Raw genomic sequence first — 12,810 nt, 5'->3', positions numbered from 1 at the left:
AGTCTCATGAAGTTTGATACGCCTGCGAGCACCAACCCCATCGATCAAATGAAGGTGATTGGTCAACCCAAAGATCGAGTTGAAGGCAAACTGAAAACAACCGGCACGGCGACCTATGCCTACGAACAACAGGCCGCTGTCAGTCCCCCCGCCTACGGCTATGTCGTCGGTTCAGCAATCGGCAAAGGTCGAATTTCCTCAATTGATTCGAGCGAAGCACGCCAAGCCAGCGGCGTGATTACAATCGTCACCTATGAAAATGCGGGTCAACTGGACAGGGGCGAATTTTACGTTGACCGCGCACTTGCCGGCCCAAGGATCGATCACTATCACCAGGCCGTAGCCATTGTCGTCGCACAGACGTTTGAACAAGCCAGGGCTGCTTCGGCTCTGCTTCGGGTCTACTACGTAAGAGAGCCTGGGGCCTACGACCTCGCCGCACAGAGAGCGTCAGCCAAAACACCCGCGCCGGGTGCGTTCGGCCCTCCTCCGCACACCACGATCGGGGATTTCGAAGGCGCGTTCAAGCAGGCAGCCGTCACCCTCGACGACCATTACACCACCCCGGATCATGCCCACGCGATGATGGAGCCTCACGCCACCATCGCTCAGTGGGAGGGAGAAAAACTGACGCTATGGACATCCATTCAGCAGATAAACTGGGGGGTCAGAGACCTGGCTAAAACGCTAGGCATCTCCAAAGACAACATTCACCTGGTCTCGCCCTACATCGGCGGCGGCTTTGGTGGAAAAGGCACCATCCTGTGCGACGCCGTATTGGCGTCTCTTGCCGCTAGAGCGGCCGGGCGCCCGGTAAAAGTAGCACTCCCCCGCCCGCTCATGTTTAACAACCTGACCCATAGACCCGCGACGATTCAAAGAATCCGGCTCGGTGCAAATCCGGACGGCACACTCACTGCCGTCGGCCACGAGAGCTGGTCTGGCAATCTGCGCGGTGGTCGCACTGAAGCGGCCACCGCATCGACCCGAACGTTGTATGCGGGCGCAAACCGCATGACACGCTTGTATCTAGCCGAACTCGACCTTGCCGAAGGTAGCGCCATGCGCGCGCCCGGTGAAGCTCCAGGCATGATGGCACTGGAAATTGCCATGGACGAAATGGCTGAGAAACTGGGGATGGATCCTGTGCAGTTTCGCGTCATCAACGACACTCAGGTAGACCCGGAGCAGCCTGATCGCCGGTTCTCTCAGCGCCAGTTAGTCGAATGTCTGCATACGGGAGCTGATCATTTTGGCTGGGCTCGGCGTAGTACCCAACCGGCTAAAGAACTGCATGACGGTTGGTGGGTCGGGCTGGGGATGGCGTCGGCGATTCGAGGCGCACCCACGACAAAATCCGCTGCTCGCGTGCGACTTGATCGCAAAGGCATGGTCACCGTTGAAACCGACATGACTGATATTGGCACCGGCTCTTACACAATCATTGCTCAAACGGCTGCGGAAATGATGGGCGTGGACATGGACAAGGTAAACGTCTACCTGGGCGACTCAAGATTTCCGGAATCATCGGGTTCAGGCGGCCAATGGGGCGCAGCCTCATCCACGGCGGGCGTCTATGCTGCTTGTGTGAAACTTAGAGAAGCCGTCGCAACCAAGTTGGGCCTCGATCCGACAAAAACCGAATTTATCGATGGCCACGTCCGCGAAGGGTCGAAAAACCTGCCATTGGCACAAGCGACAAAAGACGGCGACTTGCAGGCAGAAGACGTCATGGAGTTTGGCGACTTGGCTGAGCAGTATGCCCAACAAACCTTTGGCGCTCACTTCGTAGAGGTGGGTGTAAACGCGGCCACCGGAGAAATTCGCATTCGCCGCCAGCTGGCAGTGTGCGCAGCAGGCAGAATACTCAACCCCAAAACAGCACGCAGTCAGATTATCGGGGGAATGACCATGGGCGCAGGTGCAGCGCTGATGGAAGAAATGGTAGTGGATCATCGCTTGGGCTTTTTTGTTAATCATGATCTGGCGGGCTACGAAGTGCCGGTACATGCCGACATCCCCCACCAGGAGGTTATTTTCCTGGATGAAGTTGACGCCTATGCGACTCCGCTGAAGGCTAAGGGTGTCGGCGAACTCGGTATTTCAGGAGCGGCAGCGGCGATTGCCAACGCTGTTTATAACGCCACCGGCATTAGGGTTCGTGATTACCCCATTACGCTCGACAAGTTGATTGACCACTTGCCCGCTGTGGGCTGACCTTACCGCTTTTTGCTTCGGAGTCACCAATGCAACTGAGCCGCACGAACCTGGCAGATATTGTTTATTTCCTCGCCATCGCTCGGCATCAAAGCTTCAGAAAGGCGGGTCTGGACGTGGGCATCAGCGCGTCTGCACTGAGCCATGCCATGAAAGGGCTGGAGACACGGCTTGGTGTTCGACTGCTCAATCGCACCACCCGAAGCGTGACACTCACAGCAGCTGGTGAGGAGCTGCAAAGCCTCATCAGCACCCCGGTCAATGATATCGGACAGGCGCTGGAGACCCTGAACCGGCTACGCGATGAGCCAGCCGGGCGTATCCGCCTGAACGTGTTGAGCGATGGCGCAAAACTGCTGCTCGGCCCCGTTCTTCCGGTTTTCATTGATCGCTATCCGGACATCGAGGTTGACCTCACCGTGACTAACCGAATGGTCGATATTATCGGCGACGGCCACGATGCAGGGATTCGTTTCGGCGGGACGGTGCCCGAAGACATGATCGCTCAACGACTCTCTCCCGATGTGGCATGGGCCGTCGTCGGCGCGCCTGACTACCTTGAGCGATTCGGCACCCCGCTACATCCGGAAGAGCTGTACCAACATCGTTGTTTACGCGTGCGTCTGGGGAATGCACGCATTTACCACTGGCAATTCTCGAAGGGGGATCAACAGATGGAGGTAGACGCGCCGGGCGTCATCACTATCGATGAGACCCGCGTTGGTGTGGCGATGGCAATGCGCGGCGCCGGCTTGATGTATGTTCCTGCGAAGGTCGTCGAACGACAGATCGCGGAAGGCTCCCTGCGGCGAGTCCTTGAGGACTGGACTCACCATGACCCAGGCTTTCACATCTACTACTCAAGCTTCAGACAAGTTCCCGTAGGCATTCGCCTACTGATTGACCTCATCCGCGAACTCGAACCCATGGGGCCACTCCCCTAGCGACTCAGCTCGCCTGGCGCTTGGTGAACACATCGCTGAATACCGGCACGGCTGAGAAGGCGTTCGGCCATCCTGCATAGAACGCCAGATGTGAAAGCAATTCGGAGGCCTCGGTCTGCGTCAGGCCATTGTCCATCGCACGATTAAGGTGGTAACCGATCTGCGCAACCTGACCGTTTGCAACTAACGTCGTAACAGTAATCAGACTACGGTCTCTGGGCGCAAGACCCGGACGCAGCCAGAGATCGTTGAATAACGCACTGGTGGTGAATTTCACTAACCCTGGCGAAACCGGGCCAACAGATTTGTCGACAGCTGCAACGCGTGCGTCTTCGGCAGCCTGATCGATAGGCAATAGCACGGGCGACACCGGCGCCAGTTGGTCAGAGGCTATGCCGTGCTTGCTAAACACCTCTTTGGCAATCGGCGCTGCTCGAGCGGCGTTACCCCAACCCGAATAAAACGCGAGATGGTTGATAGTTTCGGACAACTCCAAAGGCGTCACCCCGTTCTTCAACGCCAGATCCAAGTATGCCGCCAGCTCAGTTGTCTGACCTCGCGCAATCAGCACGGCGACCGTTGCCAGGCTCCGGTCACGGGGAGACAACTCTGGGCGTTTCCAGACCTCACCGAGCAGTAATGTGTCAGCGTTGTGAGCCATTACCGGTGATGCGGCGTGTATATCGGCTGAATTTGACATGTGCGAAATTTCCTTAGTCCGCGCCCCCTCGGGGGTGGCGCATGCAGACAAGCACAGCGCTAAGCCTGCTGCTGCTGCAAATGTTCGAATAATCATAATGAAGCGCCGTACTGGGCTTCGGTAACTGGCTCAAGCCACTCGACATTTTTGCCGTCAAGCGTCTCTTGAATGGCCATGTGAGTCACGCCGGTCGTGCTCGTTGCGCCATGCCAATGCTTGACGCCAGGCGGCGTCCATATCACGTCTCCAGGCTTGATGACCTGTTTATCAGCGCCCTCTTGTTGAACCCATCCGGTGCCCATGGTGACCACCAACATTTGTCCCAACGGGTGGGTATGCCACATCGATCGCGCACCCGGTTGAAAGGTCACATACCCGGCCGAGACTTTCGACGGTGCCCGTGGGGCGAAGAGAGGGTCAATTCGTGCATGCCCCACAAAATTAGTTGGCGGCCCGATTACGGATGCCTGCTCACCATTTCTCACGATCGTCATGGATTGCTCGGAGGGGGCATCAGCAGCGCAGGCGTTAAGTGCGACGGTGACCAACAGGGCGACTGCAGGCATGGCTGCTCTTGGGCGCATCGGTAGCTCCTTGCAGAATGAATAGAGTTACGAACAACCTAATTGATGTCTCTACGTTGAACTACCGGCTGTTTCGTTTATGCACCGATGAGCAGCCCTCAACAATAGGCCGGTGCGCGCTCAGCGCTGGGGCTTGAGCAGGCGTCGTGCTGGCGCTAGCGATGGTCCGAGACCTCGCGGGATCGCCCGGGGACCGCTTCCATACTCCCACCATTGTCCTGAAGGCGGTGGCCGATGCACTCAAGCGTTCCCGGCCCGCGTATTTTGCAGCCCGGTTGTTCGCTTCAAAGACGCAGCAGACGTTCGGCATTACCGTGAGCGATGAGTGCTTTCTCCGCATCGCTAATTGGGAGCGCGTCGATGAAGGCTCGCGCGCCATCCAGGCTTTGGTAGGGATAGTCGATGGAGTGCAGGATGCGCTCAGACCCCATCAACGAATGAATAAATTGAAAGTGCGGCAGCGTCAGCATGCCACTGGGGGTGACGTACATATGCTCACGATAAGTCTGCACGATGGGTCGTTTCAGGCCAGAGGCCTCCTGCGGAATGGAGTCTTCCAAACGCTGCACGTAGAACGGCACCATTTCCCCCCAGTGTCCGCTGATGACCTGCAGATTTGGATAACGGTCAAACACACCTGCAAGCAATAAACGCACGACGTGAATACCGGCTTCGTTGTGCCAACCCCAAGCGAACATCGACAGGCGAGCGGTTAGTTCGCGATCAAATCGACCGTAGTATGGGGCCTGCACCGCCGGCAGCGGCAGGCCGGGATGGACGAACAGCGGCACCTGCATTTCATCGAGCGCTGCCAGGATCGGTGCATAGCGCGGATCGTCCAGAAACGTTTCGCCGGGACGGCCGTTGATAAGTGCTCCTTTGAGGCCCAGCTCCTTTACTGCCCGCTCCAATTCCCGTGCAGCTGCTTCCGGCGCCTGCCACGGCAGGGTTGCAAAGCCGGCGAAACGTTCTGGATGGGCTTGGGCAGCCTCGGCCAGCCTGTCGTTGGCAGCTCGATTCAGTTCGACGGCTTCTTGCGCAGTCAACAACTGGGGGAACCCACCATAGGAAAGCACCTGCATGCCAATTCCCGCCGCGTCCATGTCCGCCAAACGTGCGGCGCCCATCTCCAGTGCCTTTCTTGCCGACTCGCTGGCCGCAACCACATGCGGACGACTGTCATCCGTGACATTGCAACCGTCGGTTACGCGACTACCCCAATCAGGAAGATAAGGAGCCTGCGCCAGTGCGCGCATTTGCGTAGCTTTACCAATGGCAGGATCGAGTACATGTCTTCGACGCAGATCAGTTTCATGATGACTTCCTGGGTTGCGAAAAGTGATCGCCCTTCACGAGCGCTCTCTGTCGCCTTCAAAGCGTGCCCGTTGCCAACGTTGGCAATGGTTGTGAACGGCCAATCAAACCGATAAAGTTCTAACCGTCGAAAGAGTGCTGGCCGGATGGTAGCCCGGTCGCCGTTCCACGGAACGGCAACTCCTCCCCTCGGGGTATCCGCGACACCTAGCCCGGCTTGCCGGTTGCGAAGGTGTGCCCGCGGATAACCTCATTAATCGTCGGCGCGCCTTCTCTATCAATACGGAAGGAAAGACGACGATGAAACTTACAGACAACACCATTCTTATCACTGGCGGCGCGACAGGCATCGGCTTGGCGCTGGCGAAACGCTTTTCCAGCGAAGGCAATAAGGTCATCATCTGCGGCCGTAGCGAGACCGCCTTGCGGCAGGCCAAGGACTCGGTGCCGGCCCTGGTTACGCACGTCTGCGACGTGGCCGATGCGGTCAGTCGCCGTGCGTTGGTACAGTGGTTGAAGACCCACCATCCGACCCTGAACGTCCTTATCAACAATGCCGGCATCCAGGCACATCGCGACTTCACCACCGATCCCGCAACGGACAGCCTGGATCAAGAAGTGGCGATCAATTTCACTGCGCCCATCCACTTGATTGCTGACTTGTTGCCTACGCTCAGGCTGCAAGCCCAAGCCTATGTGATTAACGTCAGTTCGGGCTTGGCCTTCTCGCCAATGGCTGACGTGCCGGTCTACTGCGCGACCAAGGCCGCGATTCACTCCTTCACGCTCAGTCTGCGGCATCAACTCAAGACGACCGGCATCCGAGTGATCGAGATCGCCCCGCCGATCGTCGATACCGGACTGGGTGGCGGCGCCCGCAGCGAAGGCACCGTCAATCACATGATGGTCACCCCCGACGACTTCGCCAAGGAGACGCTTGAGCAACTTGCCGAAGGCAAGGATGAAGTGTTGATCGGTGTTTCGGCCAAGACACGCGAGCTTGGAGAAGCCATGTTCGAAAGAATGAACAGCCTCGGCTGATTCGAACCCAAGCGGGCCTTGGATGATCGTGGCTGCATGCTTGCCTCCATATCGGAGCCAGAATCGTGCCCGCCCCGATGACAAAATCGACAGACGAACCACTTCCGTCCCCTCCGTCAGGTCGTCGCCTTCAACTGGGCGACGACCGCTTCGCCCACGCCACGCGCTGAGGCTGGGTTTTGGCCGGTCACCAGGTGCCCATCGGTTACCACTTGCTCTGACCAGTTAGGGGCTGGCTGATGCAGCGCGCCGCGCGCCTTTAACGTGCTCGCCAGCAAATACGGCACAACCGTGGTGTACTGGACCTCGGCCTCCTCCTCATCCGTGAAGGAAGCGAGCTTCTTGCCGGCGACGAGGTAGCTACCGTCCGACAATGTCGCATTCACCAGTGCGGCCGGGCCGTGGCAAACAGCCGAGACGATGCCGCCGGCCTCCCATATCTCGCGAATGACCTTCTGCACAGCCGCGCTGTCCGCAAAGTCCCACATCGTGCCATGGCCGCCGACGAAGAAGACCGCCGAGTAGCGCGAGGGGTCGAGATCGCTGAGCACCAGGGAATGAGCCAGTGCGTCTCGGAAGCCCTTGTCCTTCCAGTAGTGGTCGTTGGTTGAATCGGACAAGTCAAAGAAGTCGATCGGCGGATGACCGCCTCGGATGGAAGCGATCTCCACCGCAATCCCAGCTGCCTCGAAGACTTCCAGCGGATGGGTCAGCTCAACCATGGCGAAACCGGTGGGTTCGCCACTGTCGCCGCGGATCGGATGGCTGGTGACCACGCACAGGATGGGTTTGATTGTGCTTGTCATGTTTTTACTTCCTCAGGACTTTATCGTGGCCATATCGATGACGAAGCGGTATTCACATCGCTTTTCAACATGCGCTCGTAGGCTTCGTTAATCTTCTGGATGGGAATGATCTCGACATCCGAGACAATGCCGTGCTCTCCACAGAAATCCAGCATCTCCTGTCCAAATCCGGCCGCGCCACTTGCGCAGCGCGGTCGATCCCATCGGTGCCTCTTGTTGTTGGCCTCAGGCGTTGCCAGCCGCGAACAGCGCTTCCCAGTTGGTGAAGGGACCGAGCGGGATAACCTCCCAATCAATGAGGCCTGCCTTGGCGAGCGGGAATTCGGCCAATGCTGCCTTGGCGACTTCGACAGATTCGGCTTCGGCGATGATCGCGACACCGGGACGATCCTGCCGGAAATAGATATCCCGGATAATGTCGCCCTTGTACATCTGCCAGGTGTGGCGGACTTCGTCCGCCATGTGTGGTGCATATTTTTCCATCGTGGCGCCGGGCTGCGGGACGTCGAGGCAAAGCAATTTCATGGTCTTGCTCCTGGATTGGATTTGAGGCGAAATGGCTTATACAGAATTGAATCGACGGGCAGTCTGGGCGACCCGCTTGCCTAGATAAGAGGCGGTATCGAGATCACTGCGAATCGGCGTGAGATCGGCGCCTTGGTCGTTGTTCGACTGCGTCATGGCGCCGAGCCAACTTCCATGACGATTGAGGTCGTTCTCGCTACCGGTGCTACTGCTGTTGCCCGGCATCATGTCCAGACCGACCCAGATCATGCCGTGCTGAGCGGCGAACAGCGCCATGGAGACCAGCGAATTCAGCTTGTCGCTGTGCTGCGCGCCAGAATTGGTGAAACCGGCAGCAAGCTTGTCGCGCCACTTGAGTTCGATCCACGCGGCCTTCGTGGAGTCCTCAAAGAACTGCTTGAAACGGGCGCTGATCATGCCGTTATAAGTCGGTGAGCCGAAGATAATCGCGTCGCTCTTCTCTAGCCGCTCCCAGTCGATCGGACAATCCGCCACGGCGATCAGCAGGACGTCCGCACCGTCGACCGATCTGGCGCCTTCAGCAACTGCCTCGGCCACATGTGCGGTATGACCATAACCACTGTCATACACAATTGAGATCAACTTCATATAACTCCCCCCTGTTCTTTGGCCATACGCGAGATCCATAGGCAGGTAGTTCTTTTGGTGTAAACCACAACGTTGCAAAAGCACAGCGAGACAACGTGTGCTGCTGTGCTACTTTAAAGTAGAATATTAATCAGCATTGGAGGTAATAATTCTCGTCAATGCATCCTTTAATTCTACAATTGCAGAGAGCTAGCCGTGCGGGATAGATTCGATGGTGTGCAGCTGTTCGTCGAAGTCGTCGACGCCGGTGGTTTTGCGAAAGCCGGTGAACGGGTTTCCTTGACGCGCTCGGCGGTCGGCAAGGCGATTGCACGTCTAGAGGAGCGACTTGGCGTTCAGCTGTTTCAGCGGACCACGAGAACTCAGTGTCTGACCGAGGACGGCCAGCAGTACTATGAGCGCTGCCTACGTGCGATCGATGAGTTGCGCGCGGGTGAGACCATGCTGGAGAACGGCCGGCGGGAGGTCGTCGGCAAGTTGCGAGTCACGCTTCCTGTTTTGTTCGGGCGCTATCGTGTCGCGCCCATTTTGCGGTCCTATGCGCGCCAACATCCCAACCTAGAGCTGGAGCTCAATTTCAGCGACCGCCAGGTTGACTTGATCGCCGAGGGTTTTGACCTCGCAGTACGCAACGGTCGGCTAGGCAATGGCTCGACCCTGCGTGCGCGCCAGTTAGTCAGTCAACGAAAGGTGCTGTGCGCCTCGCAGGCTTATCTTGAACGACGGGGCGAGCCACACACGTTAGCCGATCTGTCTGACCATGACCTACTTCCATACTGGCGCAACGATCACGGTTTGGCGTGGAAGCTTCCCGACGCAAAAGGTGCGCTGGTTGACGTTAATGTCACCTCACGCCTGCGCTTCGACGACTTGGAGGTGATTGCGGATGCCGCCGCCGAGGGCATGGGCCTGGCTTGGCTTCCTTACTGGCTGATCCGGGATCGGATGCAGCAGGGCTCGCTCGTAGAGATATGGGGAGATCGGCCTAAAGCAGCCATGGAGTGCTATGTGGTCTGGCCTGCCGCCCAATATCAGCCGCTTCGATCTCGACTTGCTATCGACGTGCTTGTATACGAATTGGAGAAATACCCGCAAGACTGAAAGCACCCCCGATGATTGAAAGGTAAGTCATGCGCCGCTGCATCAGCCCCCATTGACCCAAGGAGATATCACATGACGAAAAACAGAAACCGACTCCTGCCGGCAGTATTTTTCGCTGGGATGGCATGTAGTCTCGGAGCAGGTACGGTGCAGGCACAAGAGACAACCACGACCGTTGTACACATTGCCGAATTGGTGATCGATCCGGCACAGCTTGAAGCCTACAAGGTGGCCGTCAGGGAAGAAATGGAAGAATCCATCCGCGTTGAACCTGGCGTGCTCGCCATCTATTCAGTCGCGGAAAAGGGAAAACCCAACAGTCTTCGTTTTTTCGAGATTTACGCTAGCGAGGAAGCCTATCGAGCACACATCGAATCACCGCACTTCAAGAAATATGTAGCGATCACACAGCCCATGATCGTGTCGCGCAAGCTGATTGAAACACAGCCCGTCCAACTCAGCGCCAAAGCGCTACAGCCTGACTGACGACCAACGTCACTTCAATCTTGCGAAGGAGCATTACCAATGAAGCTGAATAACACCGCATTTTATATGGCCGTCGCGACTGTAATCTTGTCCCTTGGCGCGCCCATCGTCCAAGCTCAGACACCGCCTCCCCAGGCTCAGCAGGCTAAAGGAAGCGCCCCTGCCTACTACATTGCCGAATTCGAACTGACCGACCCGGAGGGAATCAAGCCATACCGGGAGCAGGTGGATGCCACGTTTGAGCGCTACAGCGGACGATACATAGTGCGTGTCCCCGGAGTCGTCCCGCTCGAAGGCACTCCACCGAGTCATCGGTTAATCATCATCGAGTTCGATAGCCTTGAGCAGGCTCGTGCCTGGTACAACTCACCTGAGTACGCCAAGATCCGGCCCTTCCGGCAGCGATCAGGCCATACTAATGCCTATATCGTCGAAGGCGAGCCGAAGTAGAAAGGGATAACCATGAGCGTGTGGAACAGAGGGACTTGGGAGACCTGCCATGATCATGTTGATAGCGATCCGTTGGAGCAAGTAAACCATGGCCATCGAAAATGATGTTCCGATCCTGCGAATCTTCGAGTTCGTGCTCGATCCACACGACATACCACCGTTTCTCGAAGCAGGCAGGATAAATATTGAGACGTCGTTACGGAGCGAGCCGGGTGTTCTCTCAATGTATTGCGCCGTTGATACAGACGACCCTACCAGGCTCTATGTGGTGGAAGTTTATCGGGATCAGGCGGCCTATCTGGCACATGTGGAATCCGCACATTTCAAGACGTTCCTTCGAGCAAGTGAGGGCAAGGTCATTTCGCGACAGATCATGCAAACCTCTCCAGTGGTTCTAGGGGCCAAGAGCTTCGATTGGTGTGTCCAGTAAAATAGATCAGGTATCGAGCCCAATAATGGCAAAAGACCTTACAGATATTTATCACCATCAGTGGGCCGCCCTCTGCCATGGAAGCTCCACGTTTCCATAGTGGGCCGCGTCAACTACCTTCGCGGTCAAGCCCCCTCCTACATAGGCGCTTTCCGATGACACATCACCGCATCGGTCAGTTGGATCAGTTGCTGCATCAAATACACCGAACTGCATTCGATGATATCGGCCGGGCTGGGCAGTGCCAGGTCCTGCAACGCCAAGTGAAAGCTGATACGCGCCGGGCTGGGTTGCGGTTGCAGAATCCACGGCCAGTCACGTACCGGTTCCGCCAGCGATCGCGCCGGCCTGCTCGACCCAGCCCCCCCATGCTTGCGTAAATGAGCTTGATACACCGGTAACTTGCTGCGCTGGTGATGTCGGGTTAATTGGCGCTTGGCTTTCGAGGATCTTGGGAAGCTCAAAGTGCGAGCACGTCGTTTGCCAGCCTTGGCAAAACCATCGGCTTCAACTACCTCAACGAACAATTACACACCATCGAAATCGGCATAGTTCAGCACAGGCGAACTAAGTGGAAAACTGATCGAATGGTGACAAAAACTGACCGCCTTGTTCTGTAGATTCCACTCGGTGACTACCCCAGTCGTATGCCGAAGTTTGGAGACGCATCATGAAACGCATTCAGTACAGCAGATATGGCGGGCCAGAGGTCATGCAGGTCCAGAACTTTGAGCTCCCTCACCCAGGCGAAGGTGAGGTCGGTGTCAGCGTCAAGTTTTCAGCGATCAATCCAATTGACTGGAAGCTGCGGACTGGGCAAATGAAGATCGTTACCGGTAGGAAATTCCCTCGCACGATGGGAATGGATTTCTCTGGCAGGGTTATATCGATCGGCGCCGGCGTCACGCGATTCAAGGTCGGGGACCCGGTGTTTGGACTTGCTCGATTTAAAGAAAGCGGAGCGTTTGGTCATGCCGTTATCACAAAAGAGGCGTTCTTAGCCCATAAGCCGGATGATGTGTCATTCGAGCACGCCGCCTGCCTGGGCACCCCAGGTATAACTGCCTGGAACGGGCTTATAGACAAGGCCAAGCTGCGAGCCGGCCAGCATGTCTTCGTCAATGGATGCGCCGGAGCCGTAGGCGAAGCGGCTGTACAAATAGCTCTGATGCAAGGGGCCGTCGTCTCGGGCAGTTGCAGCGACATGGACATGCAGCGAGCAAAGTCGTTGGGTATGCACACTGTTTATGATTATCGGAAAATGCAGCTATCGAGTATTGCTAATCGATTCGACGTGGTTTACGACACTGCGGCTACGCTGCCGATATCTAAAGGCGTTGTGACGCTAAAATCGGGCGGCGTATTTCTTGATCTAAACCCCGGCCCAGGTAAGTTTGTCCGCGCTTTTTTTGATCGCAGACTCAAAATGGTCATAGGCTCACCGCGCGCCGAGATATTGGATAAGCTCGCCAAGGCTGCCAGTGAGAGGCGCTACAGCGTCCGAGTAGCAGAAACCGTTTCGATGGCCGAGGCGATTCGACTTATCACTGAGCTTGAGAAAGGCCGTAAGCTCGGCGGTAAAGGTGTCATCGCGATGGAGTAG

At 56.9% G+C, this 12,810-nt stretch carries 14 protein-coding genes and 2 pseudogenes; 8 read left to right on the top strand and 8 right to left on the bottom strand.

The genetic code is table 11. The features are described 5' to 3' along the window. Window positions 1-6: 6 nt before the first annotated feature. On the top strand, window positions 7-2,217 hold the full coding sequence (gene paoC / locus HU755_RS00860) for an aldehyde oxidoreductase molybdenum-binding subunit PaoC (protein WP_186630248.1): 2,211 nt from the start codon (window positions 7-9) through the stop codon (window positions 2,215-2,217). 29 nt (window positions 2,218-2,246) lie between these two features. Next, window positions 2,247-3,161, top strand: coding sequence for a LysR family transcriptional regulator (locus HU755_RS00855; protein ID WP_186630247.1), 915 nt, complete (start codon window positions 2,247-2,249; stop codon window positions 3,159-3,161). Between the two features lie 4 nt (window positions 3,162-3,165). On the opposite strand, the gene HU755_RS00850 is transcribed toward HU755_RS00855, so the two are convergent. The 3 genes from HU755_RS00850 to HU755_RS00840 form a co-directional block, all read right to left on the bottom strand. Next, entirely contained in the window at window positions 3,166-3,957 is a 792-nt protein-coding gene (locus tag HU755_RS00850) for a carboxymuconolactone decarboxylase family protein (RefSeq protein WP_186630246.1), read from the bottom strand. Then, window positions 3,954-4,445 (bottom strand): cupin domain-containing protein, encoded by a 492-nt coding sequence (locus HU755_RS00845; RefSeq protein ID WP_186630245.1) that lies wholly within the window; start codon window positions 4,443-4,445, stop codon window positions 3,954-3,956. The genes HU755_RS00850 and HU755_RS00845 overlap by 4 nt, the downstream gene beginning before the upstream one ends. Before the next feature lie 284 nt (window positions 4,446-4,729). Beyond that, window positions 4,730-5,701 (bottom strand): amidohydrolase family protein, encoded by a 972-nt coding sequence (locus HU755_RS00840; protein WP_186630244.1) that lies wholly within the window; start codon window positions 5,699-5,701, stop codon window positions 4,730-4,732. Window positions 5,702-6,059: 358 nt separating this feature from the next. Between HU755_RS00840 and HU755_RS00835 the strand changes: the two genes are divergently transcribed. Then, window positions 6,060-6,800 (top strand): SDR family oxidoreductase, encoded by a 741-nt coding sequence (locus HU755_RS00835; protein WP_186630243.1) that lies wholly within the window; start codon window positions 6,060-6,062, stop codon window positions 6,798-6,800. Window positions 6,801-6,916: 116 nt separating this feature from the next. Here the strand turns inward: HU755_RS00835 and HU755_RS00830 are convergent, their stop codons facing one another. From HU755_RS00830 to HU755_RS00815, 4 genes and pseudogenes are all read right to left on the bottom strand, one after another. Further along, window positions 6,917-7,606 carry a type 1 glutamine amidotransferase domain-containing protein gene (locus HU755_RS00830; protein ID WP_186630242.1) on the bottom strand — a complete coding sequence of 230 codons (690 nt, stop codon included), beginning with the start codon at window positions 7,604-7,606 and terminating at the stop codon, window positions 6,917-6,919. A 12-nt stretch (window positions 7,607-7,618) separates the two neighbouring features. Next, window positions 7,619-7,767 (bottom strand): annotated as a pseudogene (locus tag HU755_RS00825) (NAD(P)-dependent alcohol dehydrogenase); the annotation flags it as partial. A gap of 64 nt (window positions 7,768-7,831) precedes the next feature. Next, window positions 7,832-8,131, bottom strand: coding sequence for a superoxide dismutase (locus tag HU755_RS00820; RefSeq protein ID WP_109754029.1), 300 nt, complete (start codon window positions 8,129-8,131; stop codon window positions 7,832-7,834). A 36-nt stretch (window positions 8,132-8,167) separates the two neighbouring features. Further along, window positions 8,168-8,740: a flavodoxin family protein gene (locus HU755_RS00815; protein ID WP_186630241.1), complete on the bottom strand. Its 573-nt coding sequence runs from the start codon at window positions 8,738-8,740 to the stop codon at window positions 8,168-8,170. A 216-nt stretch (window positions 8,741-8,956) separates the two neighbouring features. On the opposite strand from HU755_RS00815, the gene HU755_RS00810 reads away from it, so the two are divergent. The 4 genes from HU755_RS00810 (at window position 8,957) to HU755_RS00795 (ending at window position 11,207) form a co-directional block, all read left to right on the top strand. After that, entirely contained in the window at window positions 8,957-9,841 is an 885-nt protein-coding gene (locus HU755_RS00810; RefSeq protein WP_346655417.1) for a LysR family transcriptional regulator, read from the top strand. Between the two features lie 72 nt (window positions 9,842-9,913). Continuing rightward, on the top strand, window positions 9,914-10,327 hold the full coding sequence (locus HU755_RS00805) for a putative quinol monooxygenase (RefSeq protein ID WP_238349929.1): 414 nt from the start codon (window positions 9,914-9,916) through the stop codon (window positions 10,325-10,327). Between the two features lie 39 nt (window positions 10,328-10,366). Next, window positions 10,367-10,777 carry a DUF1330 domain-containing protein gene (locus HU755_RS00800; RefSeq protein WP_186630239.1) on the top strand — a complete coding sequence of 137 codons (411 nt, stop codon included), beginning with the start codon at window positions 10,367-10,369 and terminating at the stop codon, window positions 10,775-10,777. An 88-nt stretch (window positions 10,778-10,865) separates the two neighbouring features. Beyond that, the gene (locus HU755_RS00795; protein WP_202885358.1) at window positions 10,866-11,207 is read left to right on the top strand and encodes a putative quinol monooxygenase; all 342 of its coding nucleotides are present in this window, start codon (window positions 10,866-10,868) and stop codon (window positions 11,205-11,207) included. A 144-nt stretch (window positions 11,208-11,351) separates the two neighbouring features. Here the strand turns inward: HU755_RS00795 and HU755_RS27380 are convergent. Further along, a pseudogene (locus HU755_RS27380) lies at window positions 11,352-11,542 on the bottom strand (LysR family transcriptional regulator); the annotation flags it as partial. Between the two features lie 335 nt (window positions 11,543-11,877). Between HU755_RS27380 and HU755_RS00790 the strand changes: the two are divergent. Next, on the top strand, window positions 11,878-12,810 hold the full coding sequence (locus HU755_RS00790) for an NAD(P)-dependent alcohol dehydrogenase (protein ID WP_186630238.1): 933 nt from the start codon (window positions 11,878-11,880) through the stop codon (window positions 12,808-12,810).

Source organism: Pseudomonas sp. SWRI111 (genome assembly GCF_014268555.1).
GTDB classification, from domain to species: Bacteria; Pseudomonadota; Gammaproteobacteria; order Pseudomonadales; family Pseudomonadaceae; genus Aquipseudomonas; species Aquipseudomonas hamedanensis.
The sequence above is the reverse complement of the archived record's forward strand: the minus strand, read 5'-3'. Positions and strand labels throughout refer to the sequence as shown.

Bases quoted from the DNA above. Each gene is read 5' to 3' on its own strand.
- HU755_RS00850 (WP_186630246.1), bottom strand. From the start codon at position 3,957: ATGATTATTCGAACATTTGCAGCAGCAGCAGGCTTAGCGCTGTGCTTG.
- HU755_RS00790 (WP_186630238.1), top strand. From the start codon at position 11,878: ATGAAACGCATTCAGTACAGCAGATATGGCGGGCCAGAGGTCATGCAG.
- HU755_RS00820 (WP_109754029.1), bottom strand. From the start codon at position 8,131: ATGAAATTGCTTTGCCTCGACGTCCCGCAGCCCGGCGCCACGATGGAA.
- HU755_RS00815 (WP_186630241.1), bottom strand. From the start codon at position 8,740: ATGAAGTTGATCTCAATTGTGTATGACAGTGGTTATGGTCATACCGCA.
- HU755_RS00805 (WP_238349929.1), top strand. From the start codon at position 9,914: ATGACGAAAAACAGAAACCGACTCCTGCCGGCAGTATTTTTCGCTGGG.
- HU755_RS00840 (WP_186630244.1), bottom strand. From the start codon at position 5,701: ATGCGCGCACTGGCGCAGGCTCCTTATCTTCCTGATTGGGGTAGTCGC.
- HU755_RS00835 (WP_186630243.1), top strand. From the start codon at position 6,060: ATGAAACTTACAGACAACACCATTCTTATCACTGGCGGCGCGACAGGC.
- HU755_RS00795 (WP_202885358.1), top strand. From the start codon at position 10,866: ATGGCCATCGAAAATGATGTTCCGATCCTGCGAATCTTCGAGTTCGTG.
- HU755_RS00855 (WP_186630247.1), top strand. From the start codon at position 2,247: ATGCAACTGAGCCGCACGAACCTGGCAGATATTGTTTATTTCCTCGCC.
- HU755_RS00800 (WP_186630239.1), top strand. From the start codon at position 10,367: ATGAAGCTGAATAACACCGCATTTTATATGGCCGTCGCGACTGTAATC.
- paoC (WP_186630248.1), top strand. From the start codon at position 7: ATGAAGTTTGATACGCCTGCGAGCACCAACCCCATCGATCAAATGAAG.
- HU755_RS00845 (WP_186630245.1), bottom strand. From the start codon at position 4,445: ATGCGCCCAAGAGCAGCCATGCCTGCAGTCGCCCTGTTGGTCACCGTC.
- HU755_RS00830 (WP_186630242.1), bottom strand. From the start codon at position 7,606: ATGACAAGCACAATCAAACCCATCCTGTGCGTGGTCACCAGCCATCCG.